Genomic DNA, 19,968 nt, shown 5'->3' with positions numbered 1-19,968 from the left:
TACAGAAAAAAGAGGCGATATCAGATAAAGACATTAGCCCGACATATGAGTCGGGCTACAAGTATTATTGTGCAGCAGGTGTTTTAGCGGGTTGTTGATCCACTGGTTCTAACTGGAAGACCACATCGACCTGATCATCAAACTGAATAGCGGCCTGCTCGTAAGTTTCCCGGGCGGAAACCGGTGCGGCATCGGCTTTCATCATGCGTACCATTGGGCTGGGCTGATAATTGGAAACATGGTAGCGCACGCTATATACCGGCCCCAGTTTGCGATTAAAGCCATTCGCCAGCTCCTGAGCCTGATGAATCGCGTTATCAATCGCCGCCTTACGCGCTTTGTCTTTATAGGCATCCGGCTGCGCCACGCCCAACGACACAGAACGAATTTCGTTGAGTCCGGCCTTCAGCGCACCATCCAGCAAGGAATTCAGTTTGTCTAACTGACGAAGCGTGACTTCCACCGTTCTCACGGCACGGTAGCCTTTCAGAATACTTTTACCATCCTGGTAATCGTAGTCTGGCTGGGTACGCAAGTTCGCGGAACTGATATCTTTTTTCGCGATCTGATTGAGTTCAAGGAAAGAGATATATTGCGCGACGCGCTCATCCGCCTGCTTCTTGGCAGACGCGGCATCCTTCGCCGTCACGTTAACTTCAATAGCAAGAATAGCGATATCTGGCACCGCATCAACGCTTGCCGTTCCTGAAGTGACAATGTGCGGACCATCCGGTAGTTCATTGGCCTGCACAGCCATTCCGCTGAAACCCATCAATGCCGCCAGGGCGATAACTTTGAACTTCACGTTAGTCTCTCCGTGTTAATTGACTTGCCTAAAATTCAGGACCTCTGGAGGCAAGCTTAGCGCCTCTGTTTTATTTTTCCATCAGATAGCACCTAACTGAACAAGGCTTGTGCATGAGCAATACCGTCTCTCGCCAGCTGCAAGGCGATAAACCACATAACACATCCCACAACCAAATTAATAATGCGCTGTGCTTTTGCCGTACGCAGACGCGGTGCCAGCCAGGCTGCAAGAAGAGCCAGACCAAAGAACCACAGGAAAGAGGCGCTAATTGTCCCGAGCGCAAACCAACGTTTGGGATCTGGCTCAAGTTGCCCGCCCAGGCTGCCCAATACCACAAAGGTATCCAGGTAAACATGCGGATTCAGCCAGGTTACCGCCAGCATGGTAGCAATAATTTTCCAACGTCCCTGCTTCATCACTTCAGCACTGACCAGTTCAATATTACTGCTCATCGCCGTTTTAAACGCACCAAAGCCATACCACAGCAAGAAGGCTACGCCGCCCCAGGTGACCAGCGCCAGCAACCACGGCGACTGCATCAATAACGCGCTGCCGCCGAAAATCCCCGCGCAAATCAGGACCAAATCGCTTATTGCGCAGAGCAAGGCAATCATAATGTGGTACTGACGACGAATGCCCTGATTCATCACAAAAGCATTTTGTGGACCGAGCGGTAGGATCATAGCCGCCCCAAGCGCAAGACCTTGAAAATAATAAGAAAACACGTTGAACATTCCGAACTAATTATCTGATAAAGAGACTATAACTCAGGAACGTTATTAGAGATAATTGATAATGTTAATTGGCAATCAGAATAACTAATAATAGAAAGGCCAGATAAAATTATCTGGCCTGGGGAAGTGTTATGCGGCTTTGTTCTCTTTCACCCGCTTAAAGTTCACATCCATTTGCGGATACGGGAAGCTGATACCGGCAGCATCAAATTCACGTTTAATACGTTCCAGCACATCCCAGTACACGTTTTGCAGATCGCCACTGTTGCTCCAGGCACGAACGACGAAATTGATCGACGATGCGCCAAGTTCGTTCAGGCGTACGGTAATTTCACGATCTTTTAAAATACGATCTTCGGACTGAATAATATCGGTCAGGATCTGCTTAACCTGATCGATATCAGAATCATACGCTACGCCAATAATAAATTCGTTACGGCGCGCCGGCTCGCGAGAAAAGTTAATAATATTACCGGCAATAATTTTACCGTTCGGAATAACAATTATTTTACCGTCTGCGGTACGCATGGTGGTGGAGAAAATCTGCACGCTCTGCACTGTACCGGCAACGCCGCCGAGGTCAACATATTCACCGGCACGGAACGGGCGGAACAACACCAGCAACACGCCAGCGGCCAGGTTAGACAGTGACCCCTGCAAGGCCAGACCTACAGCTAAACCTGCGGCACCGAGTACGGCAATGACCGATGCGGTTTGTACGCCCACGCGGCCCAGTGCTGCAATTAACGTAAAAGCGATAATTGCGTAACGGATTAATGCAGAAAGAAAATCTGCAACGGTGGCATCTATGTTACGGGAGATCATCAGGCGATTCACCGCGTTGGAGATCATCCGCGCGACAATCAAACCAATGATGATAATCGCGAGAGCCGCCACGATGTTTACAGCATAACTCAGCAACAGCGCCTGGTTATTCACCAACCAGGAACCGGCACCGTGTATGCTATCGACAACATTCAAATCTTCCATTCAATATTCCTTTTCAACTGACTCAAAATGGAGAAATACACTCCGCCGCCTTATGACGGGCAGTCTGACAAGGGTAAACAATAAAGCATAATTTTGCCAAATAGATCACAGATTTCTTAGGTACATCACCTTGCTTTTGGCGAAAAAAGACCCGCAGAGCGGGCCTCAGACAGATGACAACGTGAGCTTTGTTCATGCCGGATGCGGCGTGAACGCCTTATCCGACCTACAAAAGCATGAAAATTCAATATATTGCAGAGATCACGTAGGCATGATAAGCGTAGCGCATCAGGCAATTTTGCTTTTGGCGAAAAAAGCCCCGCAGAGCGGGCTCTCAGACAGATGACAACGTGCGCTTTGTTCATGCCGGATGCGGCGTGAACGCCTTATCCGACCTACAAAAGCATGAAAATTCAATATATTGCAGAGATCACGTAGGCATGATAAGCGTAGCGCATCAGGCAATTTTTCTTTTGGCGAAAAAAAGACCCGCAGAGCGGGCCTTGAGATAAGCAGAAAGGAATATCTTACAGAACGTCGATCGCGTTCAGTTCCTGGAATGCTTTTTCCAGACGAGCGATCATTGAAGTCTGACCGGCACGCAGCCATACGCGCGGATCGTAGTATTTCTTGTTCGGCTGATCTTCGCCTTTCGGGTTGCCCAGCTGGCCCTGCAGGTAAGCTTCGTTCGCTTTGTAGTAGTTCAGAACACCTTCCCAGGTCGCCCATTGGGTGTCGGTATCGATGTTCATTTTAACTACACCGTAGCTTACGGAGTCTTTGATTTCCTGAGCAGTAGAACCGGAACCGCCGTGGAATACGAAGTTCAGGCTGTTGTGCGGCAGGTTGTGTTTCTTGGAAACATATTCCTGAGAGTCGCGCAGAATGGTCGGAGTCAGAACAACGTTACCCGGCTTGTATACGCCGTGTACGTTACCGAAGGAAGCTGCGATGGTGAAGCGCGGGCTGATTTTGCTCAGCTCGGTGTATGCGTAATCAACGTCTTCCGGCTGGGTGTACAGTGCAGAAGCGTCCATGTGGCTGTTGTCCACGCCGTCTTCTTCACCACCGGTGCAACCCAGTTCGATTTCCAGAGTCATGCCGATTTTGGACATGCGCTCCAGGTATTTAGAGCAGATTTCGATGTTCTCTTGCAGAGATTCTTCAGACAGGTCGATCATGTGAGAAGAGAACAGCGGCTTACCGGTAGCAGCGAAGTGTTTTTCACCCGCGTCCAGCAGACCGTCGATCCACGGCAGCAGTTTCTTCGCGCAGTGGTCGGTATGCAGGATAACCGGAACACCATAGTGTTCAGCCATCTGGTGAACGTGATGCGCACCAGAGATCGCACCCAGGATAGCAGCACCCTGCGGAACGTCAGATTTCACGCCTTTACCAGCGATAAAGGAAGCACCACCGTTGGAGAACTGAACGATAACCGGCGCTTTAACTTTAGCAGCGGTTTCCAGTACGGCGTTGATGGAGTCAGTACCGACGCAGTTTACTGCTGGCAGTGCGAAGTTGTTTTCTTTTGCTACCTGGAAAACTTTCTGTACGTCATCACCAGTGATTACGCCAGGTTTTACGAAATCAAAAATCTTAGACATGTCTCTTGTCCTGTATCGTCGGGCCTTATACTCGTCATACTTCAAGTTGCATGTGCTGCAACTCGAATTATTTAGAGTATGAAAAAGTGCGTGCTTTAAAAGCGCGCTGCAACAAGGGCAGGTTTCCCTGCCCTGTGATTTTTTACTTCTTAGCGCGCTCTTCGAGCATCGCTACTGCAGGCAGTACTTTACCTTCCACGAATTCGAGGAATGCGCCGCCGCCAGTGGAAATATAGGAGATTTTGTCAGCAATGCCGAACAGGTCGATTGCTGCCAGAGTGTCACCGCCACCAGCGATGGAGAACGCTTCGCTGTCTGCGATAGCGTTAGCCACGATTTCAGTACCTTTACGGAAGTTAGGGAATTCGAACACACCAACCGGGCCGTTCCACAGAATGGTTTTCGCATTCTTCAGAATTTCAGCCAGTTCCTGTGCGGAAGCGTCGCCGATATCCAGGATCTGCTCGTCAGCTTTCACGTCGTTAACAGATTTGAGAGTAGCCGGAGCAGTTTCAGAGAACTCAGTTGCTACGCGAACATCAGACGGAACCGGGATGTTGCAGGTGGTCAGCAGACGTTTTGCTTCGTCAACCAGGTCAGCTTCGTACAGGGATTTACCCACATCGTGGCCTTGTGCCGCGATAAAGGTGTTAGCGATACCACCACCAACAATCAGCTGGTCAGCGATTTTAGACAGGGAGTCCAGAACGGTCAGTTTGGTAGAAACTTTAGAACCACCAACGATAGCCACCATCGGACGAGCCGGTTCTTTCAGTGCTTTACCCAGCGCGTCCAGTTCAGCTGCCAGCAGCGGGCCTGCGCACGCAACGTCAGCAAATTTACCGATACCGTGAGTAGAAGCCTGCGCGCGGTGAGCAGTACCGAATGCGTCCATTACGAACACGTCGCACAGTGCAGCATATTTTTTGGACAGGGCTTCGTCGTCTTTCTTCTCGCCTTTGTTGAAGCGAACGTTTTCCAGAACAACCAGTTCACCCTCAGCAACGTCAACGCCGTCGAGGTAATCTTTAACCAGGCGAACCGGGTTAGACAGTTTTTCTTTCAGGTAGTTAACAACCGGCAGCAGAGAGAATTCTTCGTTGTACTCGCCTTCGGTAGGACGACCCAGGTGGGAAGTTACCATCACTTTTGCGCCTTGTTTCAGGGCCAGTTCGATGGTCGGCAGAGAAGCACGGATACGCGCGTCGCTGGTTACTTTCCCGTCTTTTACTGGTACGTTCAGATCCGCACGGATAAATACACGTTTCCCAGCAAGATCCAGATCGGTCATCTTAATTACAGACATGGTGAATCCTCTCGTTGATTCTAAAAGTTTTGCAGACGCGCACGCGTCTTACCTGAAAGCAACAGCGGCCATGGCTAACGTCGTGTCGAGCATTCGGTTAGCAAAGCCCCATTCGTTATCGCACCAGACCAACGTTTTGATCAGGTGTGCGCCACTGACCCGGGTTTGAGTACCATCGACAATGGCACTGTGCGGATCGTGGTTAAAATCTATCGAGACTAACGGCAATTCCGTATAGTCAACTATACCATGAAATGCACCTTGTGCTGCTTTTTGCAGCAACTGGTTGACTTCATTGGCTTTTACAGGTTTCTTCACCGTTACGCTTAAATCGATTGCCGTCACATTAATGGTTGGTACACGCACCGCAATCGCTTCAAAACGATCGTTAAATTGCGGAAAAAATCGTGTGATACCGGCGGCCAGTTTGGTATCGACCGGAATGATCGACTGGCTGGCTGCCCGGGTGCGGCGCAGGTCAGGATGGTACGCATCAATAACCTGTTGATCGTGCATGGCGGAGTGAATTGTGGTCACAGTGCCGGACTCAATACCGTACGCATCATCTAACAATTTGATGACGGGAATTATGCAATTCGTGGTACAGGAAGCGTTAGAAACGATGCGGTGTTCCGCACGAAGTTGATCCTGATTGACGCCATAAACAACGGTAGCGTCGAGATCGTTACTGCCAGGATGTGAAAAGAGCACTTTTTTGGCCCCGGCGGCAATGTGCGCTTCGCCATGCTCGCGGGTGCCATATACGCCGGTGCAATCGAGAACCACATCAACGCCTAGTTCACGCCAGGGAAGCGATTGCAGTGAACATTCATGCAATACGCGGATGGCATCATCACCAACAAAAAGTTGATCACGTTCCTCACGGACTTCCCATGCAAAACGGCCATGGCTGGTGTCATATTTCAACAAATGCGCCATGCCCGCAGCATCCGCCAGTTCGTTGATTGCCACCACGGTAATTTCCGCCCGACGTCCTGATTCATACAAAGCACGAACCACATTACGCCCGATGCGACCGAAGCCATTTATCGCTACGCGTACGGTCATAGATCTCCTGCAAGGCTTTCCCTGAGCAAATTTGCCAGACAGAGTAATCCAGCAAATCGTTCGGGGAAACCTTACCTGTCGCAAACTGCGACTGATTGGTTAATTGTCGAACATTTAATCGACTGAAACGCTTCAGCTAGGATAAGCGAAACATGGAATAAAAGGAATGATTGTCCAGTCAAAGAAGACAATTATCTGACTTGCGTCACGTTTTCCGGCCTGATGCGTTGGAATTTATTCCACTTTGCAGAATCACGAATAAGCGTAGCAAAATCTTTTCGTTGTGCCGTCACAAACCCTGACTTATATCAGAATATGACTAATGCAGCGTCAATATTATTCGCAATACGTCCGAGTTTCGGAGTACTCCAATGATGACATTGCCCTATCCTTATTCTTCCTCCGCACGCTTTTACGCGCTGCGCCTGCTCCCCGGGCTGGAAATTCTCTCCCCGCCACTATTGCTACTGGACGAGCCGAGTCGGGATTTTGACGAAAATTGGTTGAGCGTGTTTGAAAGCTGGCTGGAAAAGTGCCGCCAGCGAGGTGCAGGCGTGGTGGCAATCAGCCATGACGCCGAATTTACCCAGCGTCATTTCTCCCGTGTTGTGCGACAGGAAGGCGGTGTAATAAGGGATGTTAATCCGCCAGAAGATATTCACCCGTAGCGGTCATCATTAAAGTTAAATTTGCGGGCAGGCTCTGTTCAAGCACCCGACGAACATTCGGCCCGTCAGTACGTTCATAAAAGGCTTCTGCATCTGCCTGCGATAATCCACCCGCAAGCTTGCGCCCCACCAGACGCTCCCGCAACGCAGATGCGGGCGCATTGATAAATATCGAGAAATCACAAAATTGCGCTAACGTGCGCCACTGCTCGTCATCCAGCAATAGCCAGTTTCCTTCGACGATGACGAGCGGCGCAGTAACCTGCAACGCATCTTCTACTGGATCATGTTTTTGTCGATCATACTGCGGCCACGCACAGTTACCCTGCACGGCCTGGCGTAGATTTTCCGCCAGTTTTGCCACATCAAACGTCTGTGGTGCGCCTTTGTATGGACGAAGCTGATGCGCATCCAGCCAGGCGTTGTAATGGTGAAAGCCATCCATCGGTAGCGTCTGAATAGCGGGTAATTCAGGGTCTTGTTGCGTGAGATATTCCCAGAAGGTAGTTAAGGTAGATTTACCCGTCCCCGGTGGAGCACACAGAAATACCACCGTACGCCGCTGCGGATTTACCGCCTGTAAGGCCGCCAGCATACGCAGTAGCGGTTTATGTACATTCTCAATTTCATCATCAGAGTACTGCGCCTGTACCTTTAGTCCATTCACCGTCAGTTCGATTTTCACGGCGTTAATTCCTTTAAAGTTGTCGTTACTGCCAGCGTCAGCGCCGTTTTGACCATCCCGGTAAAACGCGCCTCTGACCAGACGGCGAAATCGGCGAATTTCATCGCTTTTAACGCGTCATAGAGAGTCGCATTGCGGGTTATGCTATTGACGTTGCTGATAAAATCCCAGGTCATGTCATCGGTAAATCCTGGCGTTTCATCCTGTTCGTTCAGGTAATGCCAGAACTGGGAAAAATGCGTGATATCGGCGTACAGCCATTTATCCATTTTCCCCAGCGCATAAATCAAACGCAGCGCAACATCAATATCGTCAAGCGGGCCACTTTGGGCGAGCAACGGCTTCACTGCATATTCGACGATCTCTTCATCGTTATCGACAAACAGCGACGGCAGAAACTGGCGTATCCCCTGGAGCAAAATGGTATGCGCAGTTTTCATAAATGAAAATAAATTGTCCTGTGCATCCAGTTGCTCAAGCACATCATCTTCTGTCAGCGTCGCCATTGGTCTTCCGATAGATCACCATCAATGCAGGGAGTCTATTATATTACACGTTTGATCCGCGCCGCCGATTAGTAATGTCTGCGTCCGCACACCATTCGCCGTCTGTTGGATACCGTTCACCAGATCTCCGCCCGTGACGCCCGTCGCGCTAAAGAGGATATCTTTCCCCCTCACCAGTTCGTCGAGCGAGTACACACGGTTAACTTCAACGCCCATTTCCTTACAACGCTGGCGTTCTTGTTCTGCCACCTGGCGATTTTCCGTGTAATCTCCTTTGGCCTGACAAAAATCAATCAGCTCGGCCTGCATATCCCCACCTAACGCTTTAACAGCACAGGCAGAAATAACCCCCTCCGGCGCGCCACCGATGGTGTACATCACATCGTAAGGATTATCCTGCCAGCAGGTCAGCACGCTGGCCGCAACATCGCCATCCGGAAGAGCAAAAACCTTCACGCCCAGCTGTGTTGCTTCCTCAATCGCGGCACTCAGGCGCGGTTTATCCAGCGTAACCATGCGCAGCTTGTCCAGCGGTTTGCCTAACGCTTTCGCCACGTTACGCAAGTTGTCCGCCAGGGGCAAAGACAGATCAATCGCGCCCGCCGCCAGCCGATTAACGACCAGCTTTTTCATATACATATCGGGCGCGTGTAGCAGGCTGTCTCGTGGGGCGAAGGCCATTACCGCCAGCGCATTACTCTGCCCCATCGCCACCATCCGCGTGCCTTCAATCGGGTCAACCGCGATATCGACTTCTGGCCCATCGCCTTTGCCCACCTCTTCGCCAATCCACAGCATCGGCGCGTGGTCAATTTCTCCCTCGCCGATAACCACTTGCCCACGAAAAGCGACGTCGTTTAATGCCTGGCGCATCGCGGTGACCGCCAGGCCATCGATTTTGTTTTTGTCGCCACATCCGGTTTGCGGCCAGGCAGCCAACGCTGCCTGCTCCGTAACGCGAAATAATGGCCACGCCAGGGACATCATTGCGCGGCCTCCCCAATATCAACGCCAAATTGCGCCAGCAGATATTTCTCGGCCTGCTCATTCCAGATACCGTGCGTTTCCTCAACCAACCGCGCCAGCTCTTTAAATAGCGGATCGGTTTTGCCTTTTTCGGCAAAATCGGCAATGGCGGTCAGCGGCATGGTGACGCCGTTGTAAATGAGCTTTTTGCCGCCAGGGATATCCGGCAAATTGAGCACGGTTTCTGGCACCGCATCCAGCCCACCGATATGGGTCACCATAAAGGACGGCTGCAACTGCCCCGTGGCGCTTAGCGCAATCGCCTCTTTCATATCATCTGTTGAACCGCCGGACGTACCGACGACGTGCGTGCTGTTGTAATGAACGTTGTAGAAATTAAACGGCACTTTGAAGTTTTTATCCGTTGGCCCGGCAAAGAAGTTCAGGCAGCCATCTTCCGCCAGTAATTCGTCAGCCATCTCAACGACAGCAGGCACCGCTGCATAGACAAACACATCATCGAACCCGGCATCTCCTGTCAGCGCCCGCAGCTTCTGTACCGGATCGTCCATTCCTTTAGTATTCACATACACCAGCTCAATGCCTTTACTGGCCGCCAGCTCCACCGGCAGCAGCTTCTGCACCTGTGCCAGGCGTTTGTCGTCGATATCGACCACCACCACCCGCGACGGTTGCATACCGCCGTTAATGGCGTAATCGATAGCGCCAATCCCCATCGGCCCAGCACACGCCAGCAGCGCAATATTGCCGCCAGGTTTGACGCCCATGCGATGCTCATAAACATATTGCGTGGTGTGATAATTGGCATGGTAAGCGCCAATAATGCAGCACATAGGCTCTGCCAACGACGCCGCAGCAAAATAAGAGCCGTGATACGGTAATACGCAGCCCAGATTAATGGCGATCTCGGGAATAATCATATAGGTGGCGTTACCGCCAAAATATTCGTAGCTGTAGCCCGCTGAATATCCGCTTGGTAACCCCATCGCCGGTTGCAATACAAAACGCTGACCTTTTTTATATTTGTCGGTGAGATTTTTACCCACTTCGACAATAACCCCGGCGCATTCATGCCCGGTAATGACCGGATGATTTTCTAAATCGTCGGGTACACGTTTATGTTCACTGCCGAGTAACGCCGCTTTCCAGGTCGATAAACAGACGCTGTCAGAAATAACACTGACCAACAGTTCGTTATCAGTAATTTCTGGCAATTCAAATTCGCGCAGACGGACATCCCGCTTGCCATAAATAGCAGCAACTTTGGTTTTCATTTTTACCTCTGTAATCAGTGTTTATGTTCGGCGGTTAATTGATTAAATAAAGTGTCGAGTTTCGGGTCACCGATATAGTTATTAATCAATATCAGTGGCTTATCCGTCACACGTTTCACGCGCCCTTCCAGACTGGCATGAGTAACGACGATATCCGCATCCGCAGGCACGTTTTCTATCGCGTAATGTTTTACTTCAATTGCCAGCCCCGCTTTTTCCAGGCGTTTACGGAAGGTGGTCGCGCCCATCGCACTGGAGCCCATCCCCGCATCGCAAACAAAGGCGATACGCTTAACACGGCTTAACGAAAATGCACCTTCCTGCTTCATTGCTTTAACTGCATTGGCTGACTCGGTAAATTCATCTTCACTCTCAGTCTCCACTGTTTTTTCCATCTTCAGTATCAGGGAAGTGATGACAAAGGACACCAGCGTGCCTACCGTAACTCCTGCAATTGTCGCCAGGAACGAGCCTTTCGGCGTCAGTGCCAGGTAAGCAAAGATAGACCCCGGACTTGGGCCAGCCACCAGACCACCGTCCAGTAAATTAAACATCCAGGTGCCAGACATACCGCCCGCAATCATGGCGATAATAGTCAACGGCTTCATCAGCACATACGGGAAATACAGTTCGTGGATCCCACCGAGGAAGTGAATAATCATCGCACCAGGTGCAGAGCGCTTACTCATCCCTTTACCAAACAGAGTGAATGCCAGCAGCAGCCCTAAGCCAGGCCCAGGGTTGGACGCCACCATAAAGAAGATGGATTTGCCATTAACTGATGCCTGTTGCATCCCCAACGGGTAATAGACCCCCTGATCGATCGCGTTATTGAGGAAAAGCACTTTCGCCGGTTCATTGATGACTGACAGCAAAGGCAGATAGCCCGCATGTACCAGCGCCTCAATACACTCTTTGACGAAAGTATTGGCAATTAATACCGCCGGGCCGATAACTTCAAAACCCAACAGACAGAGGATCATCCCCGCGATACCTAATGAGAAGTTATTGATTACCATCTCAAAACCAGCAGGTATGCGTTTCTCCAGTGCCTTATCGACATATTTTATGACCAGCCCACCTAACGGCCCCATGATCATTGAGCCAAGGAACATCGGAATTTCAGCACCGACAATAACGCCAATCGTCCCTATTCCCCCCATTACCGCGCCGCGTTTACCGCCGACCAGATGACCACCAGTAGAACCAATCATCACGGGCAATAAATAGGTAATCATCGGGCCGACAATTTTGGCGAAATGTTCATTCGGCAGCCAACCGGTGGGAATAAATAACGCAGTTATAAAGCCCCAGGCAATAAAAGCACCGATATTGGGGATGACCATTGCCGTCAAAAAGCCCCCAAAAGCCTGGACCTTTGCACGAGCAGACTTGTTTTCCATAGTATAATCCTGTAGAGGAGAGAGTAATTATCCGCGGCTGATAATGTCCGCTAATTGTTTTTCTGATGATGCTGTTAAGAGTTGTTCGAGTATTTCTTCTTCGCACAGTAATTCACTTAACGCCTGAATAGCGCCAATGTGCGAATCGGCATCGGCAGCAGAGAGTCCGATGAGTAATTTAATTGGTTCGTCATTCCCCGGAAAATAAACACCTTGTTCAAGTAATGTCAAAGACATCCCGGTTTTAAGCGCCCCACATTCCGGTCGCGCATGAGGCATTGCCACGCCTGGTGCGAGAATATAATAAGGGCCATTGTTAATGGTGGAATCTTTAATTGCCTGAATGTAATTCTCGCTGATATAGTTTTTATCCAGCAATGATACCATCGAGAAATCGATAGCTTCCTGCCAATCTTTTGCTGAATGTATAACTGAGATTGATGATTCTGGAAAATAATCACTAAGCCGCATAAATTATCCTTATTTTATTTTTAGGGTACCGTCCGGCGGTAAAAATAAAATACTCGTGCGGTTTAATGAAAGCAATTGAGCAGGGAAACCGGTGTTTTGAAAACAGTGAATTATTAATTTCTTATATAACATTGAGTTATAAATATAACAACAAATGTCAACACGCATATCGTGATGCATATTACATAATTGATATTTATTGCATATAAATATTTGTGATCTACAACACGCTTTATCTATTGCTTGTCCGCAAACGGACATATCAAGGTAATAAAAAAGGTCGCCGAAGCGACCTTTTTACCCGAAATGCTAATTACAGCAGTTCTTTTGCTTTCGCAACAACGTTGTCGACGGTGAAGCCGAACTCTTCGAACAGCAACTCTGCCGGAGCTGACTCACCGAAGGTGGTCATACCGATGATAGCGCCATTCAGGCCAACATACTTGTACCAGTAGTCAGCAATACCCGCTTCCACCGCAACGCGTGCAGTAACCGCTTTCGGCAGTACAGACTCACGGTAAGCCGCGTCCTGCTTGTCGAATGCGTCGGTAGACGGCATGGAAACCACGCGCGCTTTCACGCCTTCGGCAGTCAGTTTTTCGTATGCAGCGACAGCCAGTTCAACTTCAGAACCAGTAGCGATGAAGATCAGTTCCGGCTGGCCGGCACAGTCTTTCAGCACATAGCCACCGCGCGCGATGTTTGCCAACTGCTCTTCGGTACGTTCCTGCTGCGCCAGGTTCTGACGGGAGAGGATCAGCGCGGTCGGGCCGTCCTGACGCTCAACGCCGTATTTCCACGCGACCGCGGATTCAACCTGGTCACACGGACGCCATGTGGACATGTTCGGGGTCACGCGCAGAGAAGCCACCTGCTCTACCGGCTGGTGAGTCGGGCCATCTTCGCCCAGACCGATGGAGTCGTGGGTGTAAACCATCACCTGGCGCTGTTTCATCAGCGCAGCCATACGTACGGCGTTACGTGCGTATTCCACGAACATCAGGAAGGTGGAGGTGTACGGCAGGAAGCCACCGTGCAGGGAGATACCGTTAGCAATCGCGGTCATACCGAACTCGCGAACACCGTAGTGGATGTAGTTACCCGCAGCATCTTCGTTGATTGCTTTAGAACCAGACCACAGGGTCAGGTTAGACGGTGCCAGGTCAGCAGAGCCGCCGAGGAATTCAGGCAACAGCGGACCGAACGCTTCGATAGCATTCTGAGACGCTTTACGGCTGGCGATTTTCGCCGGATTAGCCTGCAGTTTAGCGATAAACTCTTTCGCTTTGGCGTCGAAGTCAGACGGCATTTCGCCTTTCATACGGCGGGTAAATTCAGCGGCTTCCTGCGGATAAGCTTTCGCGTAAGCAGCGAATTTCTCGTTCCATGCGGACTCTTTCGCCTGACCTGCTTCTTTCGCATCCCACTGAGCATAGATTTCAGACGGGATTTCGAACGGCGCGTATTTCCAGCCCAGCTGTTCGCGGGTCAGTGCAATTTCAGCGTCGCCCAGCGGCGCACCGTGGGAGTCATGAGTACCGGCTTTGTTCGGGGAACCGAAACCGATGATGGTTTTGCACATCAGCAGAGACGGTTTGTCAGTCACTGCGCGCGCTTCTTCTACTGCGCGTTTGATGGATGCCGCGTCATGACCGTCGATGTCGCGAATAACGTGCCAGCCGTAGGCTTCGAAGCGCATTGCGGTGTCGTCGGTGAACCAGCCTTCAACGTGACCATCGATAGAAATACCGTTGTCATCGTAGAACGCAATCAGTTTACCCAGCTTCAGCGTACCTGCCAGAGAGCAAACTTCGTGGGAGATGCCTTCCATCATGCAGCCGTCGCCCATGAAAGCGTAGGTGTAGTGGTCGACAATGTCGTGACCCGGACGGTTAAACTGCGCCGCCAGCGTTTTTTCTGCAATCGCCATACCGACTGCGTTGGCAATCCCCTGACCCAGCGGACCAGTGGTGGTTTCTACACCTGCGGTATAACCAACTTCCGGGTGACCCGGAGTTTTGGAGTGCAGCTGACGGAAGTTTTTCAGTTCTTCCATTGGCAGATCATAACCAGTGAGGTGCAGCAGGCTATAGATCAGCATGGAGCCGTGGCCGTTGGACAGCACGAAGCGGTCACGGTCAGCCCAGGACGGATTCTGCGGGTTGTGTTTCAGGAAATCACGCCACAGGACTTCGGCAATGTCAGCCATACCCATCGGGGCGCCCGGGTGACCGGATTTGGCTTTCTGTACTGCGTCCATGCTCAGCGCACGAATAGCATTGGCAAGCTCTTTACGTGAGGACATTTTGACTCCAGATCGGATGATGAAGGGCACGCCCTTAACGACTTGACGACAGCGCGTTTTGGGCTACGCCGGAAAATTTGCCAACAATTTACCCCAAGCCGCGCGTCATGTACATGGAACATCCTTTTGCCGTTTCAGAAATCTCTGGATCATGCTCGCATGTTGCGCAATCTGCTCGCCCGTCCGCTGCGCTTTTTCTTATACTTAGGGCGAGCGTCGATTCACCTGCAAACGGCGCATTTTTAGAATAATCCTGACCTTGTGCGGAAGAGAAAACATGAAAATTCGCGCCTTATTGGTAGCAATGAGCGTGGCAACGGTATTGACCGGTTGTCAGAATATGGACTCCAGTGGACTGCTCTCATCAGGAGCGGAAGCTTTTCAGGCTTACAGTTTGAGCGATGCGCAGGTGAAAGCCCTGAGCGATCAGGCATGCCAGGAGATGGACAGCAAGGCGACGATTGCGCCAGACGGTAGTGAATATGCTAAACGTCTGACCACCATTGCTAATGCGCTGGGCAATAACATCAACGGTCAGCCGGTAAATTACAAAGTGTATATGGCGAAGGATGTAAATGCCTTTGCAATGGCCAACGGTTGCATCCGCGTCTATAGCGGCTTAATGGATATGATGACTGATAACGAAGTCGAAGCGGTGATCGGTCACGAAATGGGGCACGTGGCATTGGGGCATGTGAAGAAAGGGATGCAGGTAGCACTTGGTACCAACGCAGTGCGAGTCGCGGCGGCCTCTGCGGGCGGTATCGTCGGCAGTTTATCGCAATCACAGCTTGGTGATCTGGGCGAGAAATTAGTCAATTCGCAATTCTCCCAGCGCCAGGAAGCAGAGGCGGATGATTACTCCTACGATTTACTGCGCCAACGCGGTATCAGTCCGGCAGGTCTTGCCACCAGCTTTGAAAAACTGGCAAAACTGGAAGAAGGTCGCCAAAGCTCAATGTTTGACGACCATCCAGCATCCGCCGAACGCGCCCAGCATATTCGCGATCGTATGAGCGCGGACGGAGTTAAGTAAAGCCTTGTGGTGCTGAACGTAGGTCAGATAAGGCGTTCACGCCGCATCTGACATTAATGGCACATTTGTTACCTCGTGCGCATTGCCGGATGCGATGCTGGCGCATCTTATCCGGCCTACGGGTGCCGAACGTAGGTCGGATAAGGCGCTCACGCCGCATCCGACATTAATGGCACATTTTACCCGAGCGCTGCTTATCCGGCGCTTACTCGCCCTTTTTCGCCGCCTGAATATACAGCATCTCCAGCGCCAGCGTCGCCGCAGCCAGAGCGGTGATTTCCGACTGATCGTATGCCGGAGCCACTTCCACTACGTCCATCCCAACGATGTTGAGATCTTTCAGGCCGCGTACCAGTTTAATAGCGCGATCGGAGGTCAGGCCGCCAATTACCGGGGTACCGGTGCCTGGTGCAAAAGCAGGATCCAGGCAGTCGATATCAAAGGTCAGGTAAACCGGCATATCACCCACAATCTGTTTCACCTGGGCGATAACGTCATCCACGCTGCGATCGTTCACCTGGCAGGCGTCCAGCACGGTAAAGCCGTTGTCTTTATCAAACTCGGTACGAATACCAATCTGCACGGAATGATTCGGGTCGATCAGACCTTCTTTCGGCGCGGTATAGAACATGGTGCCGTGGTCAAATTCACAACCGTTCGCGTAAGTATCGGTGTGGGCGTCAAAGTGTACCAGCGCCATTTTGCCGAAATGCTTCGCATGAGCACGCAGCAGCGGCAGCGTAACAAAATGGTCACCACCGAAGGAGAGCATACGCTTACCGGCAGCCAGCAGCTTCTCGGCGTGCGCCTGCAGTTTCTCGCTCATTTCACGGGCATCGCCGAAGGCATACACCAGATCGCCGCAGTCCACCACGTTCAGACGCTCGCGCATGTCGAAATTCCACGGGAAGCGGTTGTGTTCCCAGGCCAGATTCGTCGAAACCTGACGAATAGCTGCTGGACCGTGGCGTCCACCCGCACGACCAGAAGTGGCCATATCGAACGGCACGCCAGTAATCACCCAGTCAGCATCGCTGTCATACGGCTGGAAGTTCATCGGCAGGCGTAAAAAACCAAAGGCGTTGGAAACCAGTGAGTTATCGTATTGATGACCTAAGGTGCTCATGGATGGACTCCTATTACAAAGTCGATATAAAAAAACCCTTCCGCGTCGTTAGGCCCGACGAGGAAGGGTTGGATTTGCGAAACACAAGTTTGTGCTAATTATCGCCTTAAATGGGCGAGGCATCAAGCGAGGTTGCTATTTCCGACACGGTGGCGGCGCATAGCCATTGTTATCTGCCGGAAAGGCTTGTCCAGAGCACGGTGGCAGCGCGTTTTGCGCCTGGCCTTGTAATTCAAAGGCGGCAAAGCCTATTACACCGGTATTACGCACATCGCCTTGCGCCGAATTGGCTGCGTAGGAATCAACAACGTTGGCGAACTGAAAAGCCGCTTCGGTATGTTTATCTTTGCGGAATCCTTTAATCGCTAACGAATCTCCGGCATTCACAATATAGCCGTTGTTATTCAGCGAACCTTGCTTGCCGTTCAGAACATCCAGCCCATCTACCGTAGCGACGATCTCGTAGTTAGTGTTCCGGCTGTAGTTACGGACATATAATTGATAATTCATCCCCACTCTGGCATGAACAATATAGCGTGGTTCATTATTTGATGAATCATACACTCGAGTAATAGGTAGAGAATTAAAATTAGCATCACGAATAGCATATTCCAGTTCGTTAATACGAATGCTGTAAACGCGATCGTAGCCGGAAGGAATGTTCGTCGAGTAGTTAATCACTATCATCTCTGCCGGGTCGCGCCAGGCGCGTTCAGCAGATACGCCTTGTACTGTTGAGTGAACGTCCCCACCCCAGGCTGTGCCGACATTGCCAGATGCGCTACTATTATACTGCGCATTACTGGCGCACCCTGTCAGCAGCACAATTAATCCTATCAATGCACCACGTAGCTTCCATTTTTTCATTACTGTTCCCTCTGCATTTAATTAATGCAGCGATTGTAGGGAGATTATTTAATAAGAAAAGCAGCCAGATTATTTTTAAGAATATATAAAAAGAAAGCGGGCCGATTTACGTAAATAAATCGCCCCGCCAGCGGAATAATCTTAATTATTCATCTTCAAGATAGGTATAACCGTACAAACCTGCCTCGAACTCTTCCAGGAACTGTTGTTGCAGTTCAGCATCAAGATCGGTTTTCTTTACTTGATCACGGAACTGAGTTAACAGCGTTTTCGGATCGAGCTGTACATATTGCAGCATGTCCGCCACGGTATCGCCTTCGTCAGACAGTTCCACTTCCACGCTACCGTCAGGGAAGACGAACACGTCAACCGCTTCGGTATCACCGAACAGGTTGTGCATGTTGCCGAGGATCTCCTGATATGCGCCGACCATAAAGAAACCGAGCATCGGCGGATTCTCCGGATCGTACTCCGGCATTGGCATTGTCGTGGCAATACCATCACCATCGATATAGTGATCGATAGCACCGTCAGAGTCACAGGTAATATCCAACAGCACCGCACGACGTTCCGGGACTTGATTCAGCCCTTCCAACGGCAGAACCGGGAATAGCTGGTCGATCCCCCACGCATCCGGCATCGACTGGAACAACGAGAAGTTTACGTACATTTTGTCCGCCATACGTTCCTGCAGCTCGTCGATAATCGGGCGATGCGCACGGTTTTGCGGGTCCAGTTGCTTCTGCACTTCATGGCACATGCTCAGATAAAGCTGCTCAGCCCATGCGCGCTCTTGCAGGCTAAAGGTGCCGGAAGAGTAGCCAATATGAATATCGTGTAGATCCATCTGGCTGTCGTGTAACCATTCACGCAGAGAACGGCGAGTTCCCGGTTCGTGCATCTCCTGCCAGGTTTCCCACATGCTTTGCAATGCACGCGGCGCATCTTCTGCGGGCGCAGTCGGCACCGTGTATTCGTTACGTTCCACGCCGATGATATTAGACACCAGCACGGTGTGATGCGCAGTCACCGCACGACCCGATTCGGTGATTACCGTCGGATGCGGCAGACCATTTTCTTCACACGCATCACCAATCGCCCAGATGATGTTGTTGGCGTATTCATTGAGGCCATAGTTTACGGAGCAGTCAGACTGCGAACGGGTGCCTTCATAGTCGACACCCAGACCGCCGCCGACGTCGAAGCACTGAATATTGACGCCCAGCTTGTGCAGTTCCACATAGAAACGAGCGGATTCACGAACACCTGTGGCGATATCGCGAATATTCGCCATCTGCGAACCGAGGTGGAAGTGCAGCAGTTGCAGGCTGTCGAGACGCCCGGCTTCACGCAATGTTTCAACCAGTTGCAGCACTTGCGTTGCCGCCAGACCGAACTTCGATTTTTCCCCACCGGAGGACTGCCATTTACCCGAGCCCTGCGAAGCCAGACGTGCACGCACACCCAAACGCGGGATGACGTTCAGCCGTTCGGCTTCATCCAGCACAATGGCGATTTCTGACATCTTCTCAATGACCAGATAGACCTTGTGGCCCATCTTCTCGCCAATCAGCGCCAGGCGGATATATTCGCGGTCTTTATAACCATTACAGACGATGACGCTACGGGTCATGCCAGCATGCGCAAGCACCGCCATCAACTCTGCTTTCGAGCCAGCTTCTAGTCCCAGCGGTTCGCCAGAATGAATCAGGGACTCAATCACGCGGCGGTGCTGGTTAACTTTGATTGGATAAACGAGGAAGTAATCGCCGTTATAGCCGTAGGATTCACGCGCACGTTTGAACGCGGCGTTAATGGAACGCAAACGGTGCTGCAGGATCTGTGGGAAACAGAACAGTGCAGGCAGACGCTGGCCCTGTGCTTCGCGGGTTTTCACCAACTGCGCGAGATCGACGCGAGCTTCCGGGACGTCCGGGTCCGGGCACACGCTGATGTGACCCAACTCGTTAACGTCATAGTAGTTATTGCCCCACCAGGCAATATTGTAAGTACGCAGCATCTTGCTGGCTTCCTGGGAGCTCATTGCAACCTCCTGCATGGAGCGTAGTACACCGTGTTCGCCCGCTGACGAAGGCAAACTTATAGACATGTCGTCAGACATAGCGA

17 protein-coding genes and 2 pseudogenes are annotated in these 19,968 nt (G+C 51.1%); 3 read left to right on the top strand and 16 right to left on the bottom strand.

All coding sequences use genetic code 11. From position 1 onward, the window contains the following. Window positions 1–64 precede the first annotated feature (64 nt). The 6 genes from D9742_RS14920 to epd form a co-directional block, all read right to left on the bottom strand. The gene (locus tag D9742_RS14920; RefSeq protein WP_130237414.1) at window positions 65–805 is read right to left on the bottom strand and encodes an oxidative stress defense protein; all 741 of its coding nucleotides are present in this window, start codon (window positions 803–805) and stop codon (window positions 65–67) included. Window positions 806–897: 92 nt separating this feature from the next. Next, entirely contained in the window at window positions 898–1,533 is a 636-nt protein-coding gene (argO, locus tag D9742_RS14915) for an arginine exporter ArgO (protein ID WP_130237413.1), read from the bottom strand. 138 nt (window positions 1,534–1,671) lie between these two features. Then, complete coding sequence (gene mscS / locus D9742_RS14910; RefSeq protein WP_130237412.1) at window positions 1,672–2,532, bottom strand: small-conductance mechanosensitive channel MscS; 861 nt, start codon at window positions 2,530–2,532, stop codon at window positions 1,672–1,674. Between the two features lie 527 nt (window positions 2,533–3,059). Then, complete coding sequence (gene fbaA, locus D9742_RS14905) at window positions 3,060–4,139, bottom strand: class II fructose-bisphosphate aldolase (protein ID WP_000034372.1); 1,080 nt, start codon at window positions 4,137–4,139, stop codon at window positions 3,060–3,062. Between the two features lie 142 nt (window positions 4,140–4,281). After that, window positions 4,282–5,445, bottom strand: a complete 1,164-nt coding sequence (gene pgk / locus D9742_RS14900) for a phosphoglycerate kinase (protein ID WP_130237411.1) — start codon at window positions 5,443–5,445, stop codon at window positions 4,282–4,284. A 48-nt stretch (window positions 5,446–5,493) separates the two neighbouring features. Continuing rightward, a complete protein-coding gene (epd, locus tag D9742_RS14895; RefSeq protein WP_130237410.1) occupies window positions 5,494–6,513 on the bottom strand; it encodes an erythrose-4-phosphate dehydrogenase in 1,020 nt (339 codons plus the stop codon). Between the two features lie 371 nt (window positions 6,514–6,884). Between epd and D9742_RS23265 the strand changes: the two are divergent. After that, window positions 6,885–6,965, top strand: a pseudogene (locus D9742_RS23265) (DUF296 domain-containing protein); the annotation flags it as partial. Beyond that, a pseudogene (locus tag D9742_RS14890) lies at window positions 6,951–7,181 on the top strand (ABC transporter ATP-binding protein); the annotation flags it as partial. The pseudogenes D9742_RS23265 and D9742_RS14890, both read left to right, overlap by 15 nt. Here the strand turns inward: D9742_RS14890 and D9742_RS14885 are convergent. The 7 genes from D9742_RS14885 to tkt all read right to left on the bottom strand — a co-directional run bounded on the left by D9742_RS14885 (window position 7,153) and on the right by tkt (window position 14,812). Next, on the bottom strand, window positions 7,153–7,866 hold the full coding sequence (locus D9742_RS14885; protein ID WP_130237409.1) for a nucleoside/nucleotide kinase family protein: 714 nt from the start codon (window positions 7,864–7,866) through the stop codon (window positions 7,153–7,155). The pseudogene D9742_RS14890 and the gene D9742_RS14885 sit on opposite strands and share 29 nt — an antisense overlap. Next, complete coding sequence (gene fumE / locus D9742_RS14880) at window positions 7,863–8,372, bottom strand: fumarase E (RefSeq protein ID WP_130237408.1); 510 nt, start codon at window positions 8,370–8,372, stop codon at window positions 7,863–7,865. The genes D9742_RS14885 and fumE overlap by 4 nt, the downstream gene beginning before the upstream one ends. 21 nt (window positions 8,373–8,393) lie before the next feature. Further along, entirely contained in the window at window positions 8,394–9,359 is a 966-nt protein-coding gene (gene glpX / locus D9742_RS14875; RefSeq protein ID WP_130237407.1) for a class II fructose-bisphosphatase, read from the bottom strand. Continuing rightward, complete coding sequence (locus tag D9742_RS14870; RefSeq protein ID WP_130237406.1) at window positions 9,356–10,633, bottom strand: zinc-binding dehydrogenase; 1,278 nt, start codon at window positions 10,631–10,633, stop codon at window positions 9,356–9,358. The genes glpX and D9742_RS14870 overlap by 4 nt, the downstream gene beginning before the upstream one ends. 14 nt (window positions 10,634–10,647) lie before the next feature. Beyond that, a complete protein-coding gene (gene cmtA / locus D9742_RS14865; RefSeq protein WP_130237405.1) occupies window positions 10,648–12,036 on the bottom strand; it encodes a PTS mannitol transporter subunit IICB in 1,389 nt (462 codons plus the stop codon). A 27-nt stretch (window positions 12,037–12,063) separates the two neighbouring features. Beyond that, window positions 12,064–12,507 (bottom strand): PTS mannitol transporter subunit IIA, encoded by a 444-nt coding sequence (gene cmtB, locus D9742_RS14860; RefSeq protein WP_001239650.1) that lies wholly within the window; start codon window positions 12,505–12,507, stop codon window positions 12,064–12,066. Between the two features lie 313 nt (window positions 12,508–12,820). After that, complete coding sequence (tkt, locus tag D9742_RS14855; RefSeq protein ID WP_000098609.1) at window positions 12,821–14,812, bottom strand: transketolase; 1,992 nt, start codon at window positions 14,810–14,812, stop codon at window positions 12,821–12,823. Window positions 14,813–15,089: 277 nt separating this feature from the next. On the opposite strand from tkt, the gene loiP reads away from it, so the two are divergent. Continuing rightward, window positions 15,090–15,848 (top strand): metalloprotease LoiP, encoded by a 759-nt coding sequence (gene loiP / locus D9742_RS14850; RefSeq protein WP_130218025.1) that lies wholly within the window; start codon window positions 15,090–15,092, stop codon window positions 15,846–15,848. Between the two features lie 205 nt (window positions 15,849–16,053). On the opposite strand, the gene speB is transcribed toward loiP, so the two are convergent. The 3 genes from speB to speA form a co-directional block, all read right to left on the bottom strand. Beyond that, the gene (gene speB / locus D9742_RS14845; RefSeq protein ID WP_000105566.1) at window positions 16,054–16,974 is read right to left on the bottom strand and encodes an agmatinase; all 921 of its coding nucleotides are present in this window, start codon (window positions 16,972–16,974) and stop codon (window positions 16,054–16,056) included. A gap of 135 nt (window positions 16,975–17,109) precedes the next feature. Next, window positions 17,110–17,841 (bottom strand): hypothetical protein, encoded by a 732-nt coding sequence (locus D9742_RS14840; protein ID WP_130237404.1) that lies wholly within the window; start codon window positions 17,839–17,841, stop codon window positions 17,110–17,112. Window positions 17,842–17,986: 145 nt separating this feature from the next. Next, window positions 17,987–19,963 carry a biosynthetic arginine decarboxylase gene (gene speA, locus D9742_RS14835; protein WP_130237403.1) on the bottom strand — a complete coding sequence of 659 codons (1,977 nt, stop codon included), beginning with the start codon at window positions 19,961–19,963 and terminating at the stop codon, window positions 17,987–17,989. Between the last annotated feature and the right edge of the window lie 5 nt (window positions 19,964–19,968).

The sequence above is a fragment of the Escherichia sp. E1V33 genome, from assembly GCF_004211955.1.
Classification (GTDB): Bacteria; Pseudomonadota; Gammaproteobacteria; order Enterobacterales; family Enterobacteriaceae; genus Escherichia.
The sequence above is the reverse complement of the archived record's forward strand: the minus strand, read 5'-3'. Positions and strand labels throughout refer to the sequence as shown.

Coding starts and splice junctions, on each gene's coding strand:
- glpX (WP_130237407.1), bottom strand. CDS start 9,359: ATGATGTCCCTGGCGTGGCCATTATTTCGCGTTACGGAGCAGGCAGCG.
- D9742_RS14840 (WP_130237404.1), bottom strand. CDS start 17,841: ATGAAAAAATGGAAGCTACGTGGTGCATTGATAGGATTAATTGTGCTG.
- epd (WP_130237410.1), bottom strand. CDS start 6,513: ATGACCGTACGCGTAGCGATAAATGGCTTCGGTCGCATCGGGCGTAAT.
- D9742_RS14870 (WP_130237406.1), bottom strand. CDS start 10,633: ATGAAAACCAAAGTTGCTGCTATTTATGGCAAGCGGGATGTCCGTCTG.
- speA (WP_130237403.1), bottom strand. CDS start 19,963: ATGTCTGACGACATGTCTATAAGTTTGCCTTCGTCAGCGGGCGAACAC.
- pgk (WP_130237411.1), bottom strand. CDS start 5,445: ATGTCTGTAATTAAGATGACCGATCTGGATCTTGCTGGGAAACGTGTA.
- fbaA (WP_000034372.1), bottom strand. CDS start 4,139: ATGTCTAAGATTTTTGATTTCGTAAAACCTGGCGTAATCACTGGTGAT.
- cmtA (WP_130237405.1), bottom strand. CDS start 12,036: ATGGAAAACAAGTCTGCTCGTGCAAAGGTCCAGGCTTTTGGGGGCTTT.
- speB (WP_000105566.1), bottom strand. CDS start 16,974: ATGAGCACCTTAGGTCATCAATACGATAACTCACTGGTTTCCAACGCC.
- tkt (WP_000098609.1), bottom strand. CDS start 14,812: ATGTCCTCACGTAAAGAGCTTGCCAATGCTATTCGTGCGCTGAGCATG.
- cmtB (WP_001239650.1), bottom strand. CDS start 12,507: ATGCGGCTTAGTGATTATTTTCCAGAATCATCAATCTCAGTTATACAT.
- loiP (WP_130218025.1), top strand. CDS start 15,090: ATGAAAATTCGCGCCTTATTGGTAGCAATGAGCGTGGCAACGGTATTG.
- mscS (WP_130237412.1), bottom strand. CDS start 2,532: ATGGAAGATTTGAATGTTGTCGATAGCATACACGGTGCCGGTTCCTGG.
- fumE (WP_130237408.1), bottom strand. CDS start 8,372: ATGGCGACGCTGACAGAAGATGATGTGCTTGAGCAACTGGATGCACAG.